Origin of the sequence: Streptomyces globisporus (assembly GCF_003501885.1) — a bacterium.
GTDB classification, from domain to species: domain Bacteria; phylum Actinomycetota; class Actinomycetes; order Streptomycetales; family Streptomycetaceae; genus Streptomyces; species Streptomyces globisporus_D.
The window spans coordinates 1-15546 of the sequence record NZ_QWFA01000150.1 but is presented as its reverse complement, the minus strand read 5'-3'; the positions used below and the strand labels follow the sequence as shown (position 1 = coordinate 15546).

General features: G+C 72.2%; 16 protein-coding genes. 8 read left to right on the top strand and 8 right to left on the bottom strand.

The genetic code is table 11. The annotated features are described in order from the left end of the window. Window positions 1-791, bottom strand: a 791-nt coding sequence (locus tag D3105_RS24525) for an SCO2400 family protein (RefSeq protein ID WP_118905209.1), incomplete at its 3' end; no start/stop codon positions are given. Between the two features lie 124 nt (window positions 792-915). Between D3105_RS24525 and D3105_RS24520 the strand changes: the two genes are divergently transcribed. The 3 genes from D3105_RS24520 (at window position 916) to D3105_RS24510 (ending at window position 4219) form a co-directional block, all read left to right on the top strand. Next, window positions 916-1485, top strand: a complete 570-nt coding sequence (locus D3105_RS24520; RefSeq protein WP_118905208.1) for a hypothetical protein — start codon at window positions 916-918, stop codon at window positions 1483-1485. A 134-nt stretch (window positions 1486-1619) separates the two neighbouring features. Continuing rightward, complete coding sequence (locus tag D3105_RS24515) at window positions 1620-2657, top strand: rod shape-determining protein (protein WP_118905206.1); 1038 nt, start codon at window positions 1620-1622, stop codon at window positions 2655-2657. Between the two features lie 119 nt (window positions 2658-2776). Next, window positions 2777-4219, top strand: coding sequence for a GAF domain-containing protein (locus tag D3105_RS24510; protein ID WP_206272880.1), 1443 nt, complete (start codon window positions 2777-2779; stop codon window positions 4217-4219). 34 nt (window positions 4220-4253) lie between these two features. On the opposite strand, the gene D3105_RS24505 is transcribed toward D3105_RS24510, so the two are convergent. Beyond that, a complete protein-coding gene (locus tag D3105_RS24505; protein WP_030577666.1) occupies window positions 4254-4685 on the bottom strand; it encodes an Lrp/AsnC family transcriptional regulator in 432 nt (143 codons plus the stop codon). A gap of 118 nt (window positions 4686-4803) precedes the next feature. Between D3105_RS24505 and D3105_RS24500 the strand changes: the two genes are divergently transcribed. Further along, complete coding sequence (locus tag D3105_RS24500) at window positions 4804-6027, top strand: nitrate/nitrite transporter (protein ID WP_118905205.1); 1224 nt, start codon at window positions 4804-4806, stop codon at window positions 6025-6027. Window positions 6028-6111: 84 nt separating this feature from the next. Here the strand turns inward: D3105_RS24500 and D3105_RS36110 are convergent, their stop codons facing one another. Then, window positions 6112-6648, bottom strand: a complete 537-nt coding sequence (locus tag D3105_RS36110; RefSeq protein ID WP_425315758.1) for a carbohydrate-binding protein — start codon at window positions 6646-6648, stop codon at window positions 6112-6114. A gap of 280 nt (window positions 6649-6928) precedes the next feature. On the opposite strand from D3105_RS36110, the gene D3105_RS24485 reads away from it, so the two are divergent. Beyond that, window positions 6929-8443, top strand: coding sequence for an acyl-CoA synthetase (locus D3105_RS24485; RefSeq protein WP_118905204.1), 1515 nt, complete (start codon window positions 6929-6931; stop codon window positions 8441-8443). After that, on the top strand, window positions 8436-9899 hold the full coding sequence (locus D3105_RS24480) for a carboxyl transferase domain-containing protein (protein ID WP_118905203.1): 1464 nt from the start codon (window positions 8436-8438) through the stop codon (window positions 9897-9899). The genes D3105_RS24485 and D3105_RS24480 overlap by 8 nt, the downstream gene beginning before the upstream one ends. An 18-nt stretch (window positions 9900-9917) precedes the next feature. Here D3105_RS24480 and D3105_RS24475 read toward each other — a convergent pair whose 3' ends face one another. After that, window positions 9918-10538: a TetR/AcrR family transcriptional regulator gene (locus D3105_RS24475; RefSeq protein ID WP_118905202.1), complete on the bottom strand. Its 621-nt coding sequence runs from the start codon at window positions 10536-10538 to the stop codon at window positions 9918-9920. A gap of 104 nt (window positions 10539-10642) precedes the next feature. On the opposite strand from D3105_RS24475, the gene D3105_RS24470 reads away from it, so the two are divergent. Continuing rightward, on the top strand, window positions 10643-11383 hold the full coding sequence (locus D3105_RS24470; protein ID WP_118905201.1) for an SDR family NAD(P)-dependent oxidoreductase: 741 nt from the start codon (window positions 10643-10645) through the stop codon (window positions 11381-11383). 34 nt (window positions 11384-11417) lie between these two features. On the opposite strand, the gene D3105_RS24465 is transcribed toward D3105_RS24470, so the two are convergent. The 3 genes from D3105_RS24465 to D3105_RS24455 all read right to left on the bottom strand — a co-directional run bounded on the left by D3105_RS24465 (window position 11418) and on the right by D3105_RS24455 (window position 13455). Next, window positions 11418-12683: an MFS transporter gene (locus D3105_RS24465; RefSeq protein WP_118905200.1), complete on the bottom strand. Its 1266-nt coding sequence runs from the start codon at window positions 12681-12683 to the stop codon at window positions 11418-11420. Between the two features lie 134 nt (window positions 12684-12817). Further along, window positions 12818-13225, bottom strand: a complete 408-nt coding sequence (locus D3105_RS24460) for a PIN domain nuclease (protein ID WP_118905199.1) — start codon at window positions 13223-13225, stop codon at window positions 12818-12820. Beyond that, a complete protein-coding gene (locus tag D3105_RS24455) occupies window positions 13222-13455 on the bottom strand; it encodes a type II toxin-antitoxin system VapB family antitoxin (RefSeq protein ID WP_118905198.1) in 234 nt (77 codons plus the stop codon). The genes D3105_RS24460 and D3105_RS24455 overlap by 4 nt, the downstream gene beginning before the upstream one ends. Before the next feature lie 525 nt (window positions 13456-13980). Here D3105_RS24455 and D3105_RS24445 point away from each other — a divergent pair. Beyond that, a complete protein-coding gene (locus D3105_RS24445; protein ID WP_412080995.1) occupies window positions 13981-14370 on the top strand; it encodes a hypothetical protein in 390 nt (129 codons plus the stop codon). A 590-nt stretch (window positions 14371-14960) separates the two neighbouring features. Here D3105_RS24445 and D3105_RS24440 read toward each other — a convergent pair. Next, window positions 14961-15341, bottom strand: coding sequence for a WXG100 family type VII secretion target (locus D3105_RS24440; RefSeq protein ID WP_118905196.1), 381 nt, complete (start codon window positions 15339-15341; stop codon window positions 14961-14963). Between the last annotated feature and the right edge of the window lie 205 nt (window positions 15342-15546).

The following is a 15546-nucleotide window of genomic DNA, read 5'->3' as shown; positions in this document are numbered from 1 at the left end:
GGCGCGGTCGTCGGCTGCTGCGGGCCGCCCGGGCCCGGCGGGTCGGCGGGCGGGCTGTCGGGGGCGTCGGACGGATCCGCCTCGTCGGGGTCCGGGGAAGCGGTGGTGTCGTCCGGGGCTGAGGCGTCGGGGCTCGGCGAGCCGGACGGGTCCGGGCTCCCGCTGCGGGCGTCCGCCGGTTTCGCGTCCGTGCCGGGGCCCGTGGTCGCCCCGGCCCGGGAGCCGACGGGGCCGGGGTCGCCGGGCGCGTCGGCGGAGATCTCCGTGGGCGCGGGCTCGGCCGGGTCGCCCGGCGCATCGCTGACGAAGTCGGCCGCGGTGTCGTCCTGCCCGGGCTCCAGGGCCAGTTCCGCCAGGCTCAGGGCGCCCGCCGCGAGAAGCAGCCCGAGGGCCCCGAGCAGCACGGTCCGGCCACGTCTCCGATGGCTGCCGCGGGCCCGCCGCCGGGAGCCGGGGCGGGGCTCGCGGGCTGCCTCGCGCCGGGACGCCCTGCCGGCCTCGCGCGCGGCGCTGCTGCGGGACACCGCACCGGCCTCGCTCCGGGACTCCCGCCCCGCCTCGCCCGCGGTGCCGCGCCGGGACTTCCGCCCGGACTCGCGCCGGGCGTCCCTCCGGGTGCGGCGCGGGCCGTCGGTCTCGTCGGCCTGGGCGGCTGCCCCGTACGGCTCGTCCGGGGCGGGACCGGCGGCCGCAGGCATCGCGTAAGGGCCCAGCGCCTCGGCGGGCGTACCGCACCCGGCGCAGGCCAGGGCTCCGTTGAGATGCCGTCGGCACGGGTGGCAGTAATCCATGGCGCCCGCAGGTTAGGCGCGCGCGGAACAACCGGGGAAGCCGCCCAGGTGAGGATTGTGTGAGGAAGCTCGAATTCCGGGGACAGCCGGTCCGATACGCCTGACACGCGGGAGCATGGGCGGCATGAGCACTCCCGCCCCCTTCGGCCCGCTCCAGTTCCAGCTGGTCCTGCTGCGCCGGATGGCCGACTTCCAGCCGGACCTGGTCGAGGACGCCCGGCACCAACTGAGCGCCTCCCTCGCCGACATGCGGGAGGCCAACCGCCGCTGGCAGGCCATGGTGCGGGCGCCCCGGGGACGCGGATCACTGCGGCGCTACCGCTCGGTCCTCGGCGAACCCGAGCTGATCCTGCCGCGCCGGGTCGGTGACCTGGAGTGCGAGGCGCTGCTGTGGCCGGTGCCGCTCTGGCCGGATCTGCGGTTCGAGGTGATGGCCGGGCCCGGCGGCGCCGTCTGGAACGAGTGGCTGGTCCGGGCCCCGGGCGCGGCGGGCCCGGAACTCACCTCCGTAACGGATCTGCTCCCCTGGTCGTGCACCGTCGACGAGGCGGCCCGTGCCTTCCCTCCGGCCCGGCCGATGGAGGGCAGCGCCCCGACCCGGTGGGCGCTGGCCGTCACGGACCCCGAGACCGGCCGGGAGCGGGTCGCCGAGTTCACCTGGGGCCTGTTCCAGCGGCTGCTGCCGGGCGGGTGAGCTGAGGAGCCGTCAGCTCCTGCGCCCCTTCCGGCGCATCTCAACGCGCGCGACGGGCCGGACAGCGCGACCATGCAAGGAGAGACCGGCCGCCCGCCGGTGCCCCCTCCATCCGCGCGCTCGGGAGAATCGCCGTGACCGTCAGCCTTGAGCAGTTGCAGCGTTGCCATGTCGCCGTCGACCTCGGGGCCGCGAGGACCCGGGTGTACGTGAAGGGGCTCGGGCTCGTCGTCGACGAACCGAGCGTCGCCGCCGTCAACACCCGTACCGGCTCCCTCATCGCCGTCGGCGCGCTCGCCGAGCAGATGACCGGCCGCACCCCGGAGTACATCCGGGTGGCCCGCCCGGTCTCCGGCGGGACCGTCGTCGACATCGAGATGGCCCAGCGGATGCTGCGCCATCTGCTGGGCGACAAGCTCCGCCGCCAACTGCGCCGCAAGCCCCGGCTGCGCGCCGCCGCCTGCACCCCGCACGAGGCCGATCCGCTGGCCCAGCGGGCGACGGTGGAGACCCTGGTCGGGCTCGGCGCCCGCCGGGTCGAACTGGTCGACACGCTGATCGCGGCGGCCGTGGGCTGCGGGCTGCCGGTCGAGCAGCCGACCGCCACCATGATCATGGTGTGCGGGGCCGCCACCACCCAGATCGCGGTGCTCTCGCTCGGCTCGATCGTGACCGCCGTACGGATCCCGGTGGGCGGCAACGCGATCGACGAGGCGATCATCCAGTACCTGCGCCAGCACCACGAGCTGCTGCTGCCGAGCCAGTCGGTGCGCCCGCTCCAGCTGGCGCTGCACGGCAACGGGCTCCAGCTGACCGGTCCCGCGCTCACCGAGATCCACGGCCGCGACGTGGCGACCGGGCTGGCCCGCACGGTGCAGGTCGACACCGCCGCGGTACGGCAGGCCATCAACACCCCCCTCACCGCGGTGCTCGACGGGGTGGGCAAGGTGCTCCGCGACTGCCCGCCGGACCTGGTGGCCGACCTCGCGGACCGCGGGATCATGATGGTCGGCGGCAGCGCGCTGCTCCCGGGCCTCGACCAGATGCTGCGGGACGCGACCGGGATGCCGGTGCACATCGCCGAGCGCCCCGACGTCTGCTCGGTGCTCGGCCTGGGCGCGATGCTGGACGGCAAGATCCAGCCGATGGTCCTCAACCCGCTGGCGGGGTGAGCGCGTCGGCGCGGATGCCCGGGACGGTGGAGTCCGGACCGGCCGGGGACGGGCCGGCTCAGCCGGAGCCGGTTCAGCCCGGAGCGGCTGAGTCCGATGCCGCCGTCGGGCGGCTGCCGATGCTCCTGGAGGCGGTCCTCAACGTCGGCAGCGATCTGGATCTGGGCTCCACCCTCCAGCAGATCGTGGAGACCGCCACCGCTCTCACCGGGGCCCGCCACGGTGCGCTCGCCGTGCTGGAACCCGACCGGGACCGGATCGACGCGCTGTACACCACGGGAACACCGGAGGCAGAGGCGGAGGGGGACTTCCTCCGGGCGCCGATCGCGGTGCACACCGAGGTGTTCGGCCACCTCTACCTCGGCGGGAAGCGGCCGGGGCCGTTCACCGACACGGACGCGGGCCTGCTGCGGGTCCTGGCCGCCCAGGCGGGCATCGCGATCGGCAACGCCCGACTGTACGGGGCGGCCCGGCAGCGCGAGCGCTGGATCGCGGGCGCGGCGGCCGTCACCACGGCCCTGCTGACCGGTACGGACGCGGCGGACGCGCTGATGACGGTGGCGGAGCAGGCCCGGGTGCTGGCGGGCGCGTCGGCCGGGGTGATCCTCCAGCCGACGGAGGAGGGCGGAATGGAGATCGTCACCGCCTCCACACCGGACGATCCGGCGGGCATCGTCGGCACGGTGATCGAGCCCGGTTCCCCGGTGCTCGTGCAGTTGCTCGGCGGCGAACCGGTCTTCATCGACGACTCGGCCACCGATCCCCGGATGACCACCGGCGTACGCTCCCGCTTCGGGCCGAGCATGATGCTGCCGCTGCAGAGCGGCGGGCGGCTCATCGGCACCCTCGCTCTGCCCCGGCGGCGCGGCGAGCGCCCCTACACGGATGTGGACCGGCTGCTGGCGACCCAGTTCGCCTCGCAGGCGGCGCTCGCCCTGGTGCTGGCGGACGCGCAGGCCGACCGGGAGCAGCTCGCGGTGTACGAGGACCGCGACCGGATCGCCCGTGACCTGCACGATCTGGTGGTCCAGCGGCTCTTCGCCACCGAGATGATGCTGGAGTCGACCCGGCGACGGGCGGCGTCGGAGGAGAGCGCGGGCGCCGCGGAGGCCGGGGACGGCGGGGACGCGGAGGGGCAGGCGGAGGCCGGGGTGCTGCTGGGGCGGGCCGTGGACGAGCTGGACTCCACCATCCAGGAGGTCCGCACCGCCATCTTCGCGCTCCAGCAGCCTCCCGCCGCGGCCCCGAGCACCTTCCGGGGCCGGGTGCTGCGGGAGACCGGGGGCGCGGCGGCCCTGCTGGGCTTCCCGCCGTCCGTGCAGTTCACCGGGGCCGTGGACGCGCTGGTGGGCGAGGAGACGGGCCGGGAGCTGCTGGCCGCCCTGCGCGGGGCGCTGGCCGCCGCGCACCGCAGGCCCGGGGTCTCGGCCATCGAGGTCGAGGTGGACGCCACGGTCCGGCTGCCGGACGGGCGGAGCGGGGTGCGGCTGGTGGTCGCGGACGACGGGCGCGGCGAGGACGACGGGCGGCCGACGACGGTGACCTGGCAGGCCCCGATCTGATCCCGGGCCCGCCTTCAGTGTTTCGGGGCCGGTCTCAGTGCTTCGGGGCCGCCCGCAGCGCGATCCGGGTGTTCGAGTGGGCGACGCCCGCCTCCCGTTTGAGCCGGCGCAGCAGGCTGTCCAGCGCCCCCGGGTCGGCGGCGGTGGCCCGCAGGAGGTAGTCGTGGCCGCCGGTCACGTGCACCACCTCCGTGATGCCCGGCAGCATCAGCACCGAGCGCTCGAACTCCTCGTTCGTCGTGTCGAGGCGAAGCGTCACATCGATGAAGACGACCAGGCCCGAACGGGTGTCGGCGGCCGGGTCGACGATGACGGTGAAGCCCCGGATGACCCCGTCACGGCGCATCCGGCGGACCCGGTCGCCCGCCGCGTTGGCGCTGAGCCCCACGCGTACGCCCAGATCCCGGTACGAGATCCGCGCGTCCTCCTGGAGAATGCCGAGGATTTCCCTGTCCAGCCGATCCATACGGCGATTGTCCCAGCTTATGGCGATATCGGCTGAGGAAGCCCGGGAACGGCCCGCTGTCGTCCGGTCGGCGCAGTCCGACGGGCCGTGCGATGTCCAGCGCCCTTGACTTGCCGGTGTGGACACCTCTGTCAAGCAGTCCCCCGAGCCGCCCGCACCGGCCGCAGCGGCGCCGTCCCCGGCCGCCTACCGCAATCTCGTCCTGGCGACGGTCGGCTTCGCGCTGACCTTCTGGGCGTGGAATCTGATCGCGCCGATGTCCGGGGACTACAAGGACCGCCTCGGGCTCAGCTCGTTCCAGCAGTCGTTCCTGGTGGCCGTGCCGGTGCTGGTCGGGTCGCTCGGCCGGATCCCGGTGGGGGCGCTGACGGACAAGTACGGCGCGAAGCTGATGTTCCCGCTGGTCTCCGCGCTGACGATCGTGCCCGTGCTGCTGCTGATCCCGGCGAAGAACTCGTACGGGGCGATGCTCGCGGTCGGCTTCCTGCTGGGGCTCGGCGGCACGACGTTCGCGATCGGCGTTCCGCTGGTCAACGCGTGGTTCCCGCCGCACAAACGGGGCTTCGCGCTGGGTGTGTTCGGCATGGGCATGGGCGGGGTGGCGCTGTCGGGGTACTTCACCCCGCGGATCGCGAAGCACGGTGACGATCTGCCGTTCCTCGTGGTCGCGGGGGCGCTGGTGGTGTTCGCCCTCCTCGCCGCCGTCCTGATCACAGACCACCCCGACCGCAAGATCCCCACGGACACCCTGGCGCACCGGCTCGGCGAGGCGGGGAAACTGCGGGTGACGTGGGAGCTGTCGGCGCTGTACGCGATCGGCTTCGGCGGCATTGTGGCGTTCGGGGTCTATCTGCCGACGTATCTGAAGACCTGGTACGAGATGTCGCCGACCGAGGCGGGCACCAAGGCGGCCGGGTTCGCCCTGGTCACGGTGGTCTTCCGGCCGATCGGCGGCTGGCTCTCGGACCGGATCCACCCGGCGGTGGTGACCTCGGTGGCGCTGCTGCTGGCCGCGCTGATGGCGATCGTGCAGGCCTTCGAGCCGCCGCTGAACCCGGTCGGCACGATCGCGCTGCTGGCCATGGCGGCCGGGCTCGGCACCGCGAGCGGCAGTGTCTTCGCCCTGGTCTCGCAGGTGACGCCACAGCCGAAGGTGGGCAGTGTGACGGGCATCGTCGGGGCGATGGGCGGGCTCGGCGGATTCGTGCCGCCGCTGGTGATGGGCGCGATCTACAGGGCCAAGGACTCCTACGCGATCGGCTTCATGCTGCTGTCCGATCTGGCGCTGGCGGGGTGTGTGTACGCGTACGGGCGGATGCGGAACGTCCAGCGCGACGAGTGAGTCCCACCTATGCATGAGAACGGCCGCGTTCCCGCCGGAACGCGGCCGTTCGCCTGTGGGGCCGGTGGGACTACCGGCGCTGCCTCAGCTGCTGTTCGAACCGGTCGGCCCAGTACGCGGTCCGGTCCAGGTAGGCCGTCTCGGCGGCTGCCCCGGTCTCTCCGTAAGCGCCCTCGAAGGTCTCGTAACCCTGGCCCGGGGGCGGGGTGGACGAGGCCGGTTCTCCCAGCCGCCGGTCGGGGCGACGTCCACGGAGCCGAGAAGGGGCCCGGTGGCGGAGCCGGAGCGGATCTCGATCGTGCCGCCCGCGCCGGCCGAGGAGACGGTGGCGGTGAAGGCGGTGGCCCCGGCGGTGTCGAGGGAGGAGTAGACCGCCCAGTCGCCGTCGTCGATGTAGCCGAGGGTGGCTCCCCCGCTCGCCGAACCGTGGGCGGCGCTCTGGACGCCGGAGGAGGAGGTGTACGCCTCCGCCTCCGCGCTGTCGCCGCCCGGGCCCGGTCCTGGATCGCCGGTTCCGCAGACCCCCGTCGCCCTTGAGGACGAAGCGGGAGAGGTTGAGGTGCCCCTCCGCGGGTGACATGGGTGGTTCCTTCCTGACGGTACGTGGGGTCTGTCAGGCAAGGCGCTGTCGCGCTTTGCGACGTGCAGGGGGGATCAGGCGCTCGGGTGCGGGCGGGTTTTTCCCTGGAGAGAGCGCTCCAACTCGCTTACTGGGCAAGCTTTTTGCATGCTGGCAACGCAAAATTGATTTATCAAAGCTGTGTCGAAATTGCGGTTCGATGCTCCGTGCGGCCATGTGGCGGACGGGGCGGGCCCTCCGAAAGCCCGACCTGGGGTGACGCTGCCCTCATCGGTCTCCGGGTCCCGGCGAGGCCGCCGCCGACGCCCTAGGCTTCCCGGCGTGACCCTCCTTCCCGCGCTCCAGTCCCCCACCGGCTCGACGGCCTCCAGGGAGGCCGTCCGTTTCGGTGCCCTCTCCCTGACCTACGGCGAGCTGGCCGCCGCCTCCACCGCTCTCGCCGCCCGGATCGCGGACGCGGGCCGGGTCGCCGTCTGGGCCACCCCGACGCCGGAGACGGTGATCGCGGTGGTGGCGGCGCTGCGGGCCGGGGTTCCGGCGGTGCCGCTCAACCCCCGTACGGGCGAGAACGAGTTGGCGCACATCCTTGGCGACAGCGAACCCACGGCCGTACTGGCGGGCCCGGACGACGAGCTGCCCCCGGGGCTGGAGAAGCTGCGACGGGTGACGGTGGACGCGTGGGCGGCAGGCTCCGAGGCGTACGGGGCGGGCGAGATCGATGGGACGGGCGAAGCGCGCCCTGCCGTATACGACATCGGCGAGGCCGGCCCCGAGGGCCCCGCCCTGATCGTCTACACCTCCGGCACCACCGGCCCGCCCAAGGGGGCCGTCCTGCCCCGCCGGGCCGTCGCCGCGTCCCTGGACGCGCTGGAGGACGCCTGGGGGTGGACCGGCGACGACGTCCTGGTCCACGCGCTGCCGCTGTTCCACGTCCACGGGCTGATCCTGGGCGTCCTCGGCCCGCTGCGGCGCGGCGGCTCCGTACGCCATCTGGGGAAGTTCTCGCCCGAGGGCGTGGCCCGTGAGCTGGGGTCCGGGGGCACGATGCTGTTCGGCGTACCGACGATGTACCACCGGCTGGCGGAGGCGCTGGACGGACCGGCGGGAGCCCTCGAACGTGACGCGCTGGCAGAGGCGTTGCGCGGGGCACGGCTGCTGGTCTCCGGCTCGGCGGCGCTGCCCGTGCACGACCACGAACGCATCGCGGCGGCGACCGGGCGGCGGGTGATCGAGCGGTACGGCATGACGGAGACTCTGATGAACACGGGGATCCGGGCGGACGGCGCACCGCGCCCGGGCACGGTGGGACCACCGCTCGCCGGGGTGGAGCTGCGCCTCGCGGAGGACGACGGCACGGTGCTCGACGAGCCCGGGGCGATCGGCGAGATCCAGGTGCGCGGCCCGAACCTGTTCACCGGCTATCTGAACCGGCCCGACGCCACGGCCGACGCCCACACGGCGGACGGCTGGTTCCGCACGGGAGATGTGGGCACGGTGGACCCGGACGGGTACGTCACCATCGTCGGGCGCAAGGCCACCGACCTGATCAAGAGCGGCGGCTACAAGATCGGCGCGGGCGAGATCGAGAACGTGCTCCTCGCCCACCCCGGGGTCCGAGAAGTGGCCGTGACTGGCGAGGAAGACCCGGACCTCGGCGAGCGGGTCGTGGCCTGGGTGGTCGCGACGGACCCCGGCTCTCCGCCCTCCGCCGAGGAGTTGGCGGACCGGGTGACGGCCCAGCTGGCCCCGCACAAGCGCCCGCGCACCGTGCGCTACCTGGACGCGCTGCCGCGCAACGACCTGGGCAAGATCATGAAGAGGTCGCTCCATGCCTGACGAGAACCCCGCCCGCGCGACGGCTCGCGAGGCGATCGCCCTGCTCATCGGCGCTGCGGGCTTCACCGAGCACCGCCCGCCGCCGCATCCCCTGCCGCCGGACGGACCGCTCGGCTGGGCCGGGTACGACGCGGCGCGGGAACGCGCCTCGGCCCGGACCGGCGAGGAAGAGTCCGTGGTGTACGGCACCGGGGTCGTCGGAGACCGCGCGTGCGTGCTGCTCTCCTTCGAATTCGGCTTCCTGGGCGGGTCGTTGGGCCTCCGGACCGGAGACCGGCTGGCGGCGGCGTACGAGCTGGCCCTGACCCGCCGCCTTCCGCTGCTCGCGCTCGTCGCCACCGGCGGCAGCCGGATGCAGGAGGGCATGGTCGCGCTCACCCAGCTCCAGCGGGTGGCCGCCGCCTCCACGCGGCTGCGCGCGGCCGGGCTCCCGCAGATCGCGGTGGTCCGCGACCCGACGACCGGCGGCGGTTGGGCCACGGTGGGGGCGGGCGCGGATGTGGTGCTGGCGCTGCCCGGCGCGCAGGTGGGCTTCGCCGGTTCCCGGGTACGGCCGCCGGACGCGGACCCGTACGCGTACAGCGCCGAGGGCCAGTTCGCGGCGGGCCAGGTGGACGCGGTCGTCCCGGCCGACGAGCTGACCGGCACGGTGACGCACTGGCTGCGCGCGCTGGGGCCGCACGAAAACCTGCCCGCCGCACCGGTGCCCCGCGCACTGTCGGCGGGCGGAGTCGGTACGGGGGCGGGAGCCGGCACGGAGGCGGGAGCCGGTGCACTGTCGGCAGCCGGCACGCCGTCGACGGCCGGTACCGAGTCCCTGGCCGACAGGGGCCCGGTGGCCCCGCTTCCCGAGACCGGGCGGGAGGCGGTGGCGCGGGCGCGCGATCCGCGACGGCCGCGCGCGGAGGCGTATCTGGCCGACTACTTCGCCGTACGGCTCCCCCTCCACGGGGACCGCTCCGGTGCCACGGACCCCGGGCTGCTCTGCGGCTTCGGGCTGTGCGCCGACGGGCGGCCCGTGGCGTACGTCGCCCAGTGCGGTACGCCGACCCGCCCCGCCGGTTACCGCTCGGCGGCCCGGACGATCCGGCTGGCGGACCGGCTCGGCGTGCCCGTCCTGACCCTGGTCGACACCCCGGGCGCGGCCAACGACGCCGAGGCGGAGCGGGCGGGTGCGGGCGCGGCCATCGCGGACACCTTCGCGGCGATCGCGGCGGCCCGGGTCCCGGTGACGACGCTGGTGATCGGCGAGGGCGGTTCGGGCGGGGCGCTGGCGCTCGCGGCACCGGACAACACCCATGTCACGGTGGACAGTTACTTCTCCGTCATCGCCCCGGAACTGGCCGCGGCGATCCTCAAGCGACCGCCGTCGGAGACGGGCGCGACGGCCGACCGGCTGCGGCTGCGCCCGCAGGACCTCGCGGACCTGGGTTTCGCCCGCTCGATCGTCGGTTAGACACGACTCCGGCCCCGCTCAAGACTGCGGGGCCGCCTGCCGCACCAGGGCGTCCCACAGGCCGACGGCCCGGTCCACGGTGGAGCGGAGCCGCTCCACGGGCACGCCGTCGCGCGCCTCGATCGAGAGCCCGTACAGGATGGTCGCGTAGAAGTCGGCGACGGCGCGGACGTCCGTCTCCGGTGCCAACTCGCCTTCGGTGACGGCTCGTTCCAGCCTCTCCTCCAGCTCGGCGACCGTGCTCCGGCGGCGGCCGGCCAGATGCTCGGCGACGCCTCTGTTCTGGTGGGCGCAGTTGGCGGCCGCGAGGACGATCATGCAGCCGCTGGGCGTACCCGTGTCCGCGAAGATGTCGATGTTCCCGCGCAGCATGGCTTCGACGGCGGCCCGGGCCGTCGGCTCCTCACGCAGCGCGCGGGCGGTCGCCGAGCCCGTGGTGCTGCCGTAGAGCTCCACGGCCTCGCGGAACAACTGCTCCTTCGAACCGAAGGCGTTGTACAGACTGGCGGAGTTGATGTTCATGGCGCCGGTCAGATCGGTGAGCTTCGTGCCCTCGTAGCCGAGCTCCCAGAACACTTCCATCGCGCCCCGCAGCGCCACCGCCCGGTCGAACGCGCGCGGTCGTCCTCTTTCAGCCATATCTGCCTTCTCGTAAGGGAGTTCGTGCCACCCCAGTCTGCCCGGTGTGTATTTTTAGATCGTTCGACCTAAAAATAGCTCACCATGGCGGCGGAAGGAACGAGATGTCTCAGCTCGCGGGCAGAGTGGCGTTGGTGACCGGGGGAAGTCGCGGTATAGGCGCCGCGATCGCGCTCCGGCTGGCGGAGGGCGGCGCGGATGTGGCGCTGACCTACGTGAACGCGGCCGACAAGGCGGCAGAGGTGGTGGCGGCGATCGAGGCCCTGGGCCGCAAGGCGGTGGCGATCCGGGCCGACAGCGCGGACCCGGCGGCCGTCGTGGACTCCGTGGAGCGGGCCGCGGCCGCGCTCGGCCGGATCGACATCCTGGTGAACAACGCCGGGATCTTCCCCTCCGGCCCGATCGAGGACGTGACCCTGGCCGAGATCGACCGCACGCTCGCCGTCCATGCGCGGGCCGTCTTCCTCGCCACCCAGGCCGCCCTCCCCCACATGGGACACGGTGGGCGGGTCATCAGCATCGGAAGCTGCTGGGGCACCCGCGTCCCGGTGCCGAACGTGACGCTGTACGCCATGAGCAAGTCGGCGCTGGTCGGTTTCACCAAGGGGCTGGCGCACGACGTGGCGTCCCGGGGGATCACCGCGAACATCGTGGACCCCGGCCCCACGGTGACCGACATGAATCCGGCGGGTACGGACGTGGCGGAGGCGGAGCGCCTGAGGACGGCGGCGAAGGTCATGGGGGCCGATGTGGACATCGCGAACGCGGTGGCGTTCCTGGCGGGCCCGGAGGCGCAGTGGATCACCGGAACCACGCTGGCGGTGGACGGCGGCTACACGGCCTGACGGCTCCTTCGTCCGCTACCGCCGCTTCCGTCCGCTACGGCTGCGGGTCGCGGGCGTCGTAGCGGGCGAAGGCGCGCCACTTCAGCGCGAGCAGGGTCACGCCGGTGACGCACAGGATGCCGCCCCCGGTGACGGCGACGGCGGGTGAGGCGAGGTCGGCCACCGAGCCCGCCAGGAAGTCGCCGAGGCGGGGGCCGCCCGCGACGACGACGATGAAGACGCCCTGGAGGCGGCCGCGCAACTCGTCGGGCACGGCCGCCTGGAGCATCGTGTTGCGGAAGACCATGGAGACGGTGTCGGCGCAGCCGGCGAGGGCCAGGAACAGCAGTCCGAGCCAGAGGTTGCGGGTGAGTCCGAAGACGGCGATGGCGGTGCCCCAGGAGCCGACCGCCAGCAGGATCGCGAGTCCGTGCCGCCGGATCCGGCCGAGCCAGCCGGAGAACACCCCGCCGAGCAGCGCGCCGAGGGCCGGGGCGGCGACGAGCAGCCCGGTGGTCCGCGCGTCGCCCCCGTACCACAGGACGGCGACGGCCGGGAAAAGGGCGCGGGGGTGGGCGAGGACCATGGCGCACAGGTCGGTGAAGAAGGTCATCCGCAGGTTCGGCCGGGTCCCGAGGAACCGCAGCCCGTCCAGGACGGAGGCCCGCCTGCCCGCCTCGCCGTCCTTGCGGTCGGGGAGCATCGAAGGCATGCGCCACATCGCGTACAGGGAGGCGGTGAAGCAGACGGCGTCTACGGCGTACGCGGCCCGGTAGCCCCACCAGCCGACGATCAGGCCGCCCAGCATCGGGCCGACGAGGGTGCCCGTGGTGCTGGTCATGGTCGTCAACGCGTTGGCGGCGGGCAGCTGTTCGGCCGGCAGCAGCCGGGCGATCATCGAGGAGCGAGCGGGGGCGTTGAGGGCGAAGCAGACGGCCTGGAGGGCGACGATGGCGTACAGCAGCCCGACACGCTCGATGCCGACGACGGTCGCCGCCACCAGGACGAGGGAGAGCCCGAACGACCCGGCGGCGCTGAACAGCCCGAGCTTGCGCCGGTCGACGGTGTCGGCGACGGCCCCGCCGTAGAGCCCGAAGACGACGAGCGGCACGAGCGAGCAGAACCCGATGAGCCCGACGGAGAACGCGGAGCCGGTGATGTCGTAGACCTGGAGCGAGACCGCCAGCGCCGTCATGCCCTGGCCGATCCAGGAAACGGTGTTCCCGAACCAGAGCCGCCGGTAATCGGGCGAGGTCCGCAGGGGCGTGAGGTCGGCGAGTATATGGGTGCGTCGTGCACGCGGTTCGGCTGATTCGGTCACAGGGGATGGTAGCCGCGCCCCTTCCGGGTGCCCGAACGGGGCGTGGAGCAGCCCATGCGTACGAGCCGTGCATAGATTCGCCCAGCTAGGGGCCAGCCAAAGGAAGCAGCTCTCGTCAGGTTCCGGCGAAGAAGTCAGACCCGCACGTCTCGCTGCTGCACTTCCTTGAGGACCGCCGCCACGGCGGCGAAGTCGTTGTCCACGTGAAGCACCGTGTGACCATGATGGACCGCTGTCGCACACACCAAAAGATCGATGGCGCCGGCGGCGCGGTGTTGTGCTCGCTGGGTGAGCTTGTACTGTGCGGTTTCGACCCAGCGCCACGCACTTTTGGGGGCCGGCGAGAGGTAGCAGAGATCATCCAGCTCTTCGGCCAACTCGTCCCGGTGAGCCGGGCTCGTGGCCGAATAGAGAAACTCCGTCCTCGTGGGCTCGCAGATGTGGAACACACCGGCAGCGATGTGCCCTTCCCAGGGCCGCAACGCCCCGGGCGTCCGGAAGAGATGCCACAGGGCGGACGTGTCGAGGAGGTACGTGATCACTCGAAGGCCGCCCGCCGGGCGCGCTTCGCAGCCGCATGCGCCGCAGCAGCAGCCTCGAACTCGCCCTTCTCACCACGCGCGGCCAGCTTCTCGGCAGCCTCCAGTCGCTTGATCCGCGCCACGTAGTCCCGCAATGCGCCGTTTACCGTCTCCTTCTTCGTCGAGGTACCCATGAGCCGCATGGCCTCGGCCAACGCTTCGTCATCGAGATCGACCTGGGTCACAGACATAATTGGCCCTCCTTCACCCATTGTCCTCAATGTACATAGGAACAGTATGCCACCAACATTCGCGCTCGGCGTCGCTTTGCGGCCGTCCAGGCAGGCGAACTCCGGACGTACTCACGGAGCCTTCCGGCACGCGGACCATCCCCGCGGGCGCGGGGGTGGGCGAGGACCATGGCGCACAGGTCGGTGGAAGGTCATCCGCAGGTTCGGCCGGGTTCCGAGGAACCGTAGCCCCGTCCAGGACGGAGGCCCGCTTGCCCGCCTCGCCTTCCCGAACCAGAGCCGCCGATAGTCGGGCGAGTCCGCAGGGGCGTGTCGTCGGCGTGTATGGGTGCGTCGTGCACACGGTTCGGCTGATTCGCTCACAGGGGATGGCAGCCAGGACGCTTGATCCGACAGCTCCCGGGCCGGGGCAGCACCGCGACCAGCAGGGACAACCGAACAAGTCGCCGACTTGGCCGGAAGCAGAGGTCCCCACCGGGATACGGTCGGAGCCGTCCTTGCCAGCGTCCCGAGAGGCTGCTCGCGTTGTCCATGCCTGTCCGAGGATCTCTCCGGCGCCACCGGTTCACCGGCACGGCCGTCTCCCTGTCGGCCACCGTCGCCCTCGCCGCCACCCTGTCGGCATGCTCCGGCGACGAACCGCCCAAGAAGGCGTACACCGTGCCCGCATCGCTGTGCGGGATCCCCGTGGATCCGGCCCTGGTGAAGGCCGCGCTGCCCGGCGGCAACTCCCTCACCATGGCCACCGAGAGGCCGAACGGCGGAACAGTCCGCTGCAACCTGTCTGTGGACAGCAAGCAGGCCCTCAGCCTCGCCCAGGCCTGGTGGACTCAGGGGCAGACCACGGCGACCGCCGCCTATGCCAAGGCGGTCGAGGCATCAGCGGCCTGCCGGGAGCCTGCCGCCGCATCGTGATCTGAACGGATGAACGGGGGCCGCCACTGTGGAGTGGCGGCCCCTGTTTCACGTTCCCGCGGGTAGAAACGGTTCTCCACGAGACCGAACGGTGGGGCGGGTGGGACTCGAACCCAAAAGGGAGACGCGTCTCACCTGCGACGATGCCGAAACAACGGACATAGCCACCCGTTTTCATCCGGCTGCGTCCCCCTCGATCCCGCTCGGATGGGGATCGGTTAGGCGTTCGCCACACCTGTATCGTTCCGCTCAGCACCACTTCTGCCCTGCGGAAGTAGAGGGGGGTCCGGCTGGGAGGGCCAACAGATCACGTCGGAGCAGCGAGGGGCTTCCATAGCCCCTCCAGCTCGCCAGCGCCCACCATATGCGGTGACGTTCCGTAGCCGTCGACGGTCATCCTCGCGAGCGACGAAGAGCATGGCGAACCATTCCACCGGGGCATGGGTCAGGGGGCGACTGCAGGGCGGGAACCCGACGAGACTCCTACGTCGGCAGAACGAGATGTCGTACACCTCTCTCAGCAGCGCAGAAGCCTCGTGCGCTGCAACACCCCAACGGCTTCACCCGGTCGACGGCCTCACTGAGAGAGCTCAGAAATCGTTCAGGCGGCTGGGAGGTACCGCCGGTGTGGAGAGGGCGTCGGCTTCTGCCTCGATATCGACGTCTACTTGGACCCTGCGGAACTGTTCGAGGGTCTCGAGTTCTTGCTTCGTGAATCCGTCTTCGCTCAGACGGACACCCAGCGCGAGCAGTTGCATGGTCTGCTGAATGCGAACGGCATCCAGTGCGGCGTCGCGATGGAGAGCTCGGTAGGCATTGGCTGTGGGACCGCGCCAGCCGGCCTCGATACTGTCGACGACCTCGTCCATGCGTTTGACCTGCTTGCCAAGGTACTCCTGCATGTCATCCAGATCGTCCGCTAGCTTGCTCAACTCACTGGATGTGTAAGCGAGTTTAGGCTCGTCGCCCATGCCACCCTCCTTTCTTCGGGCTTGTGCGGCAGTCGCATACCCAACCTTACCGAGCTCGTGTGTGGTCAGCGATGGCATGCCGAGGGTGAAAGGGCTGCCTTGTCCACCGACGTGCGAACGTGCAGAAAACCTACAGCCGTCAAGCAGAGGAGTCGGCCCAACCCTCCCTCCCGTGCGGCTCGAGCCGCACGGGAGGGAGGCAGTT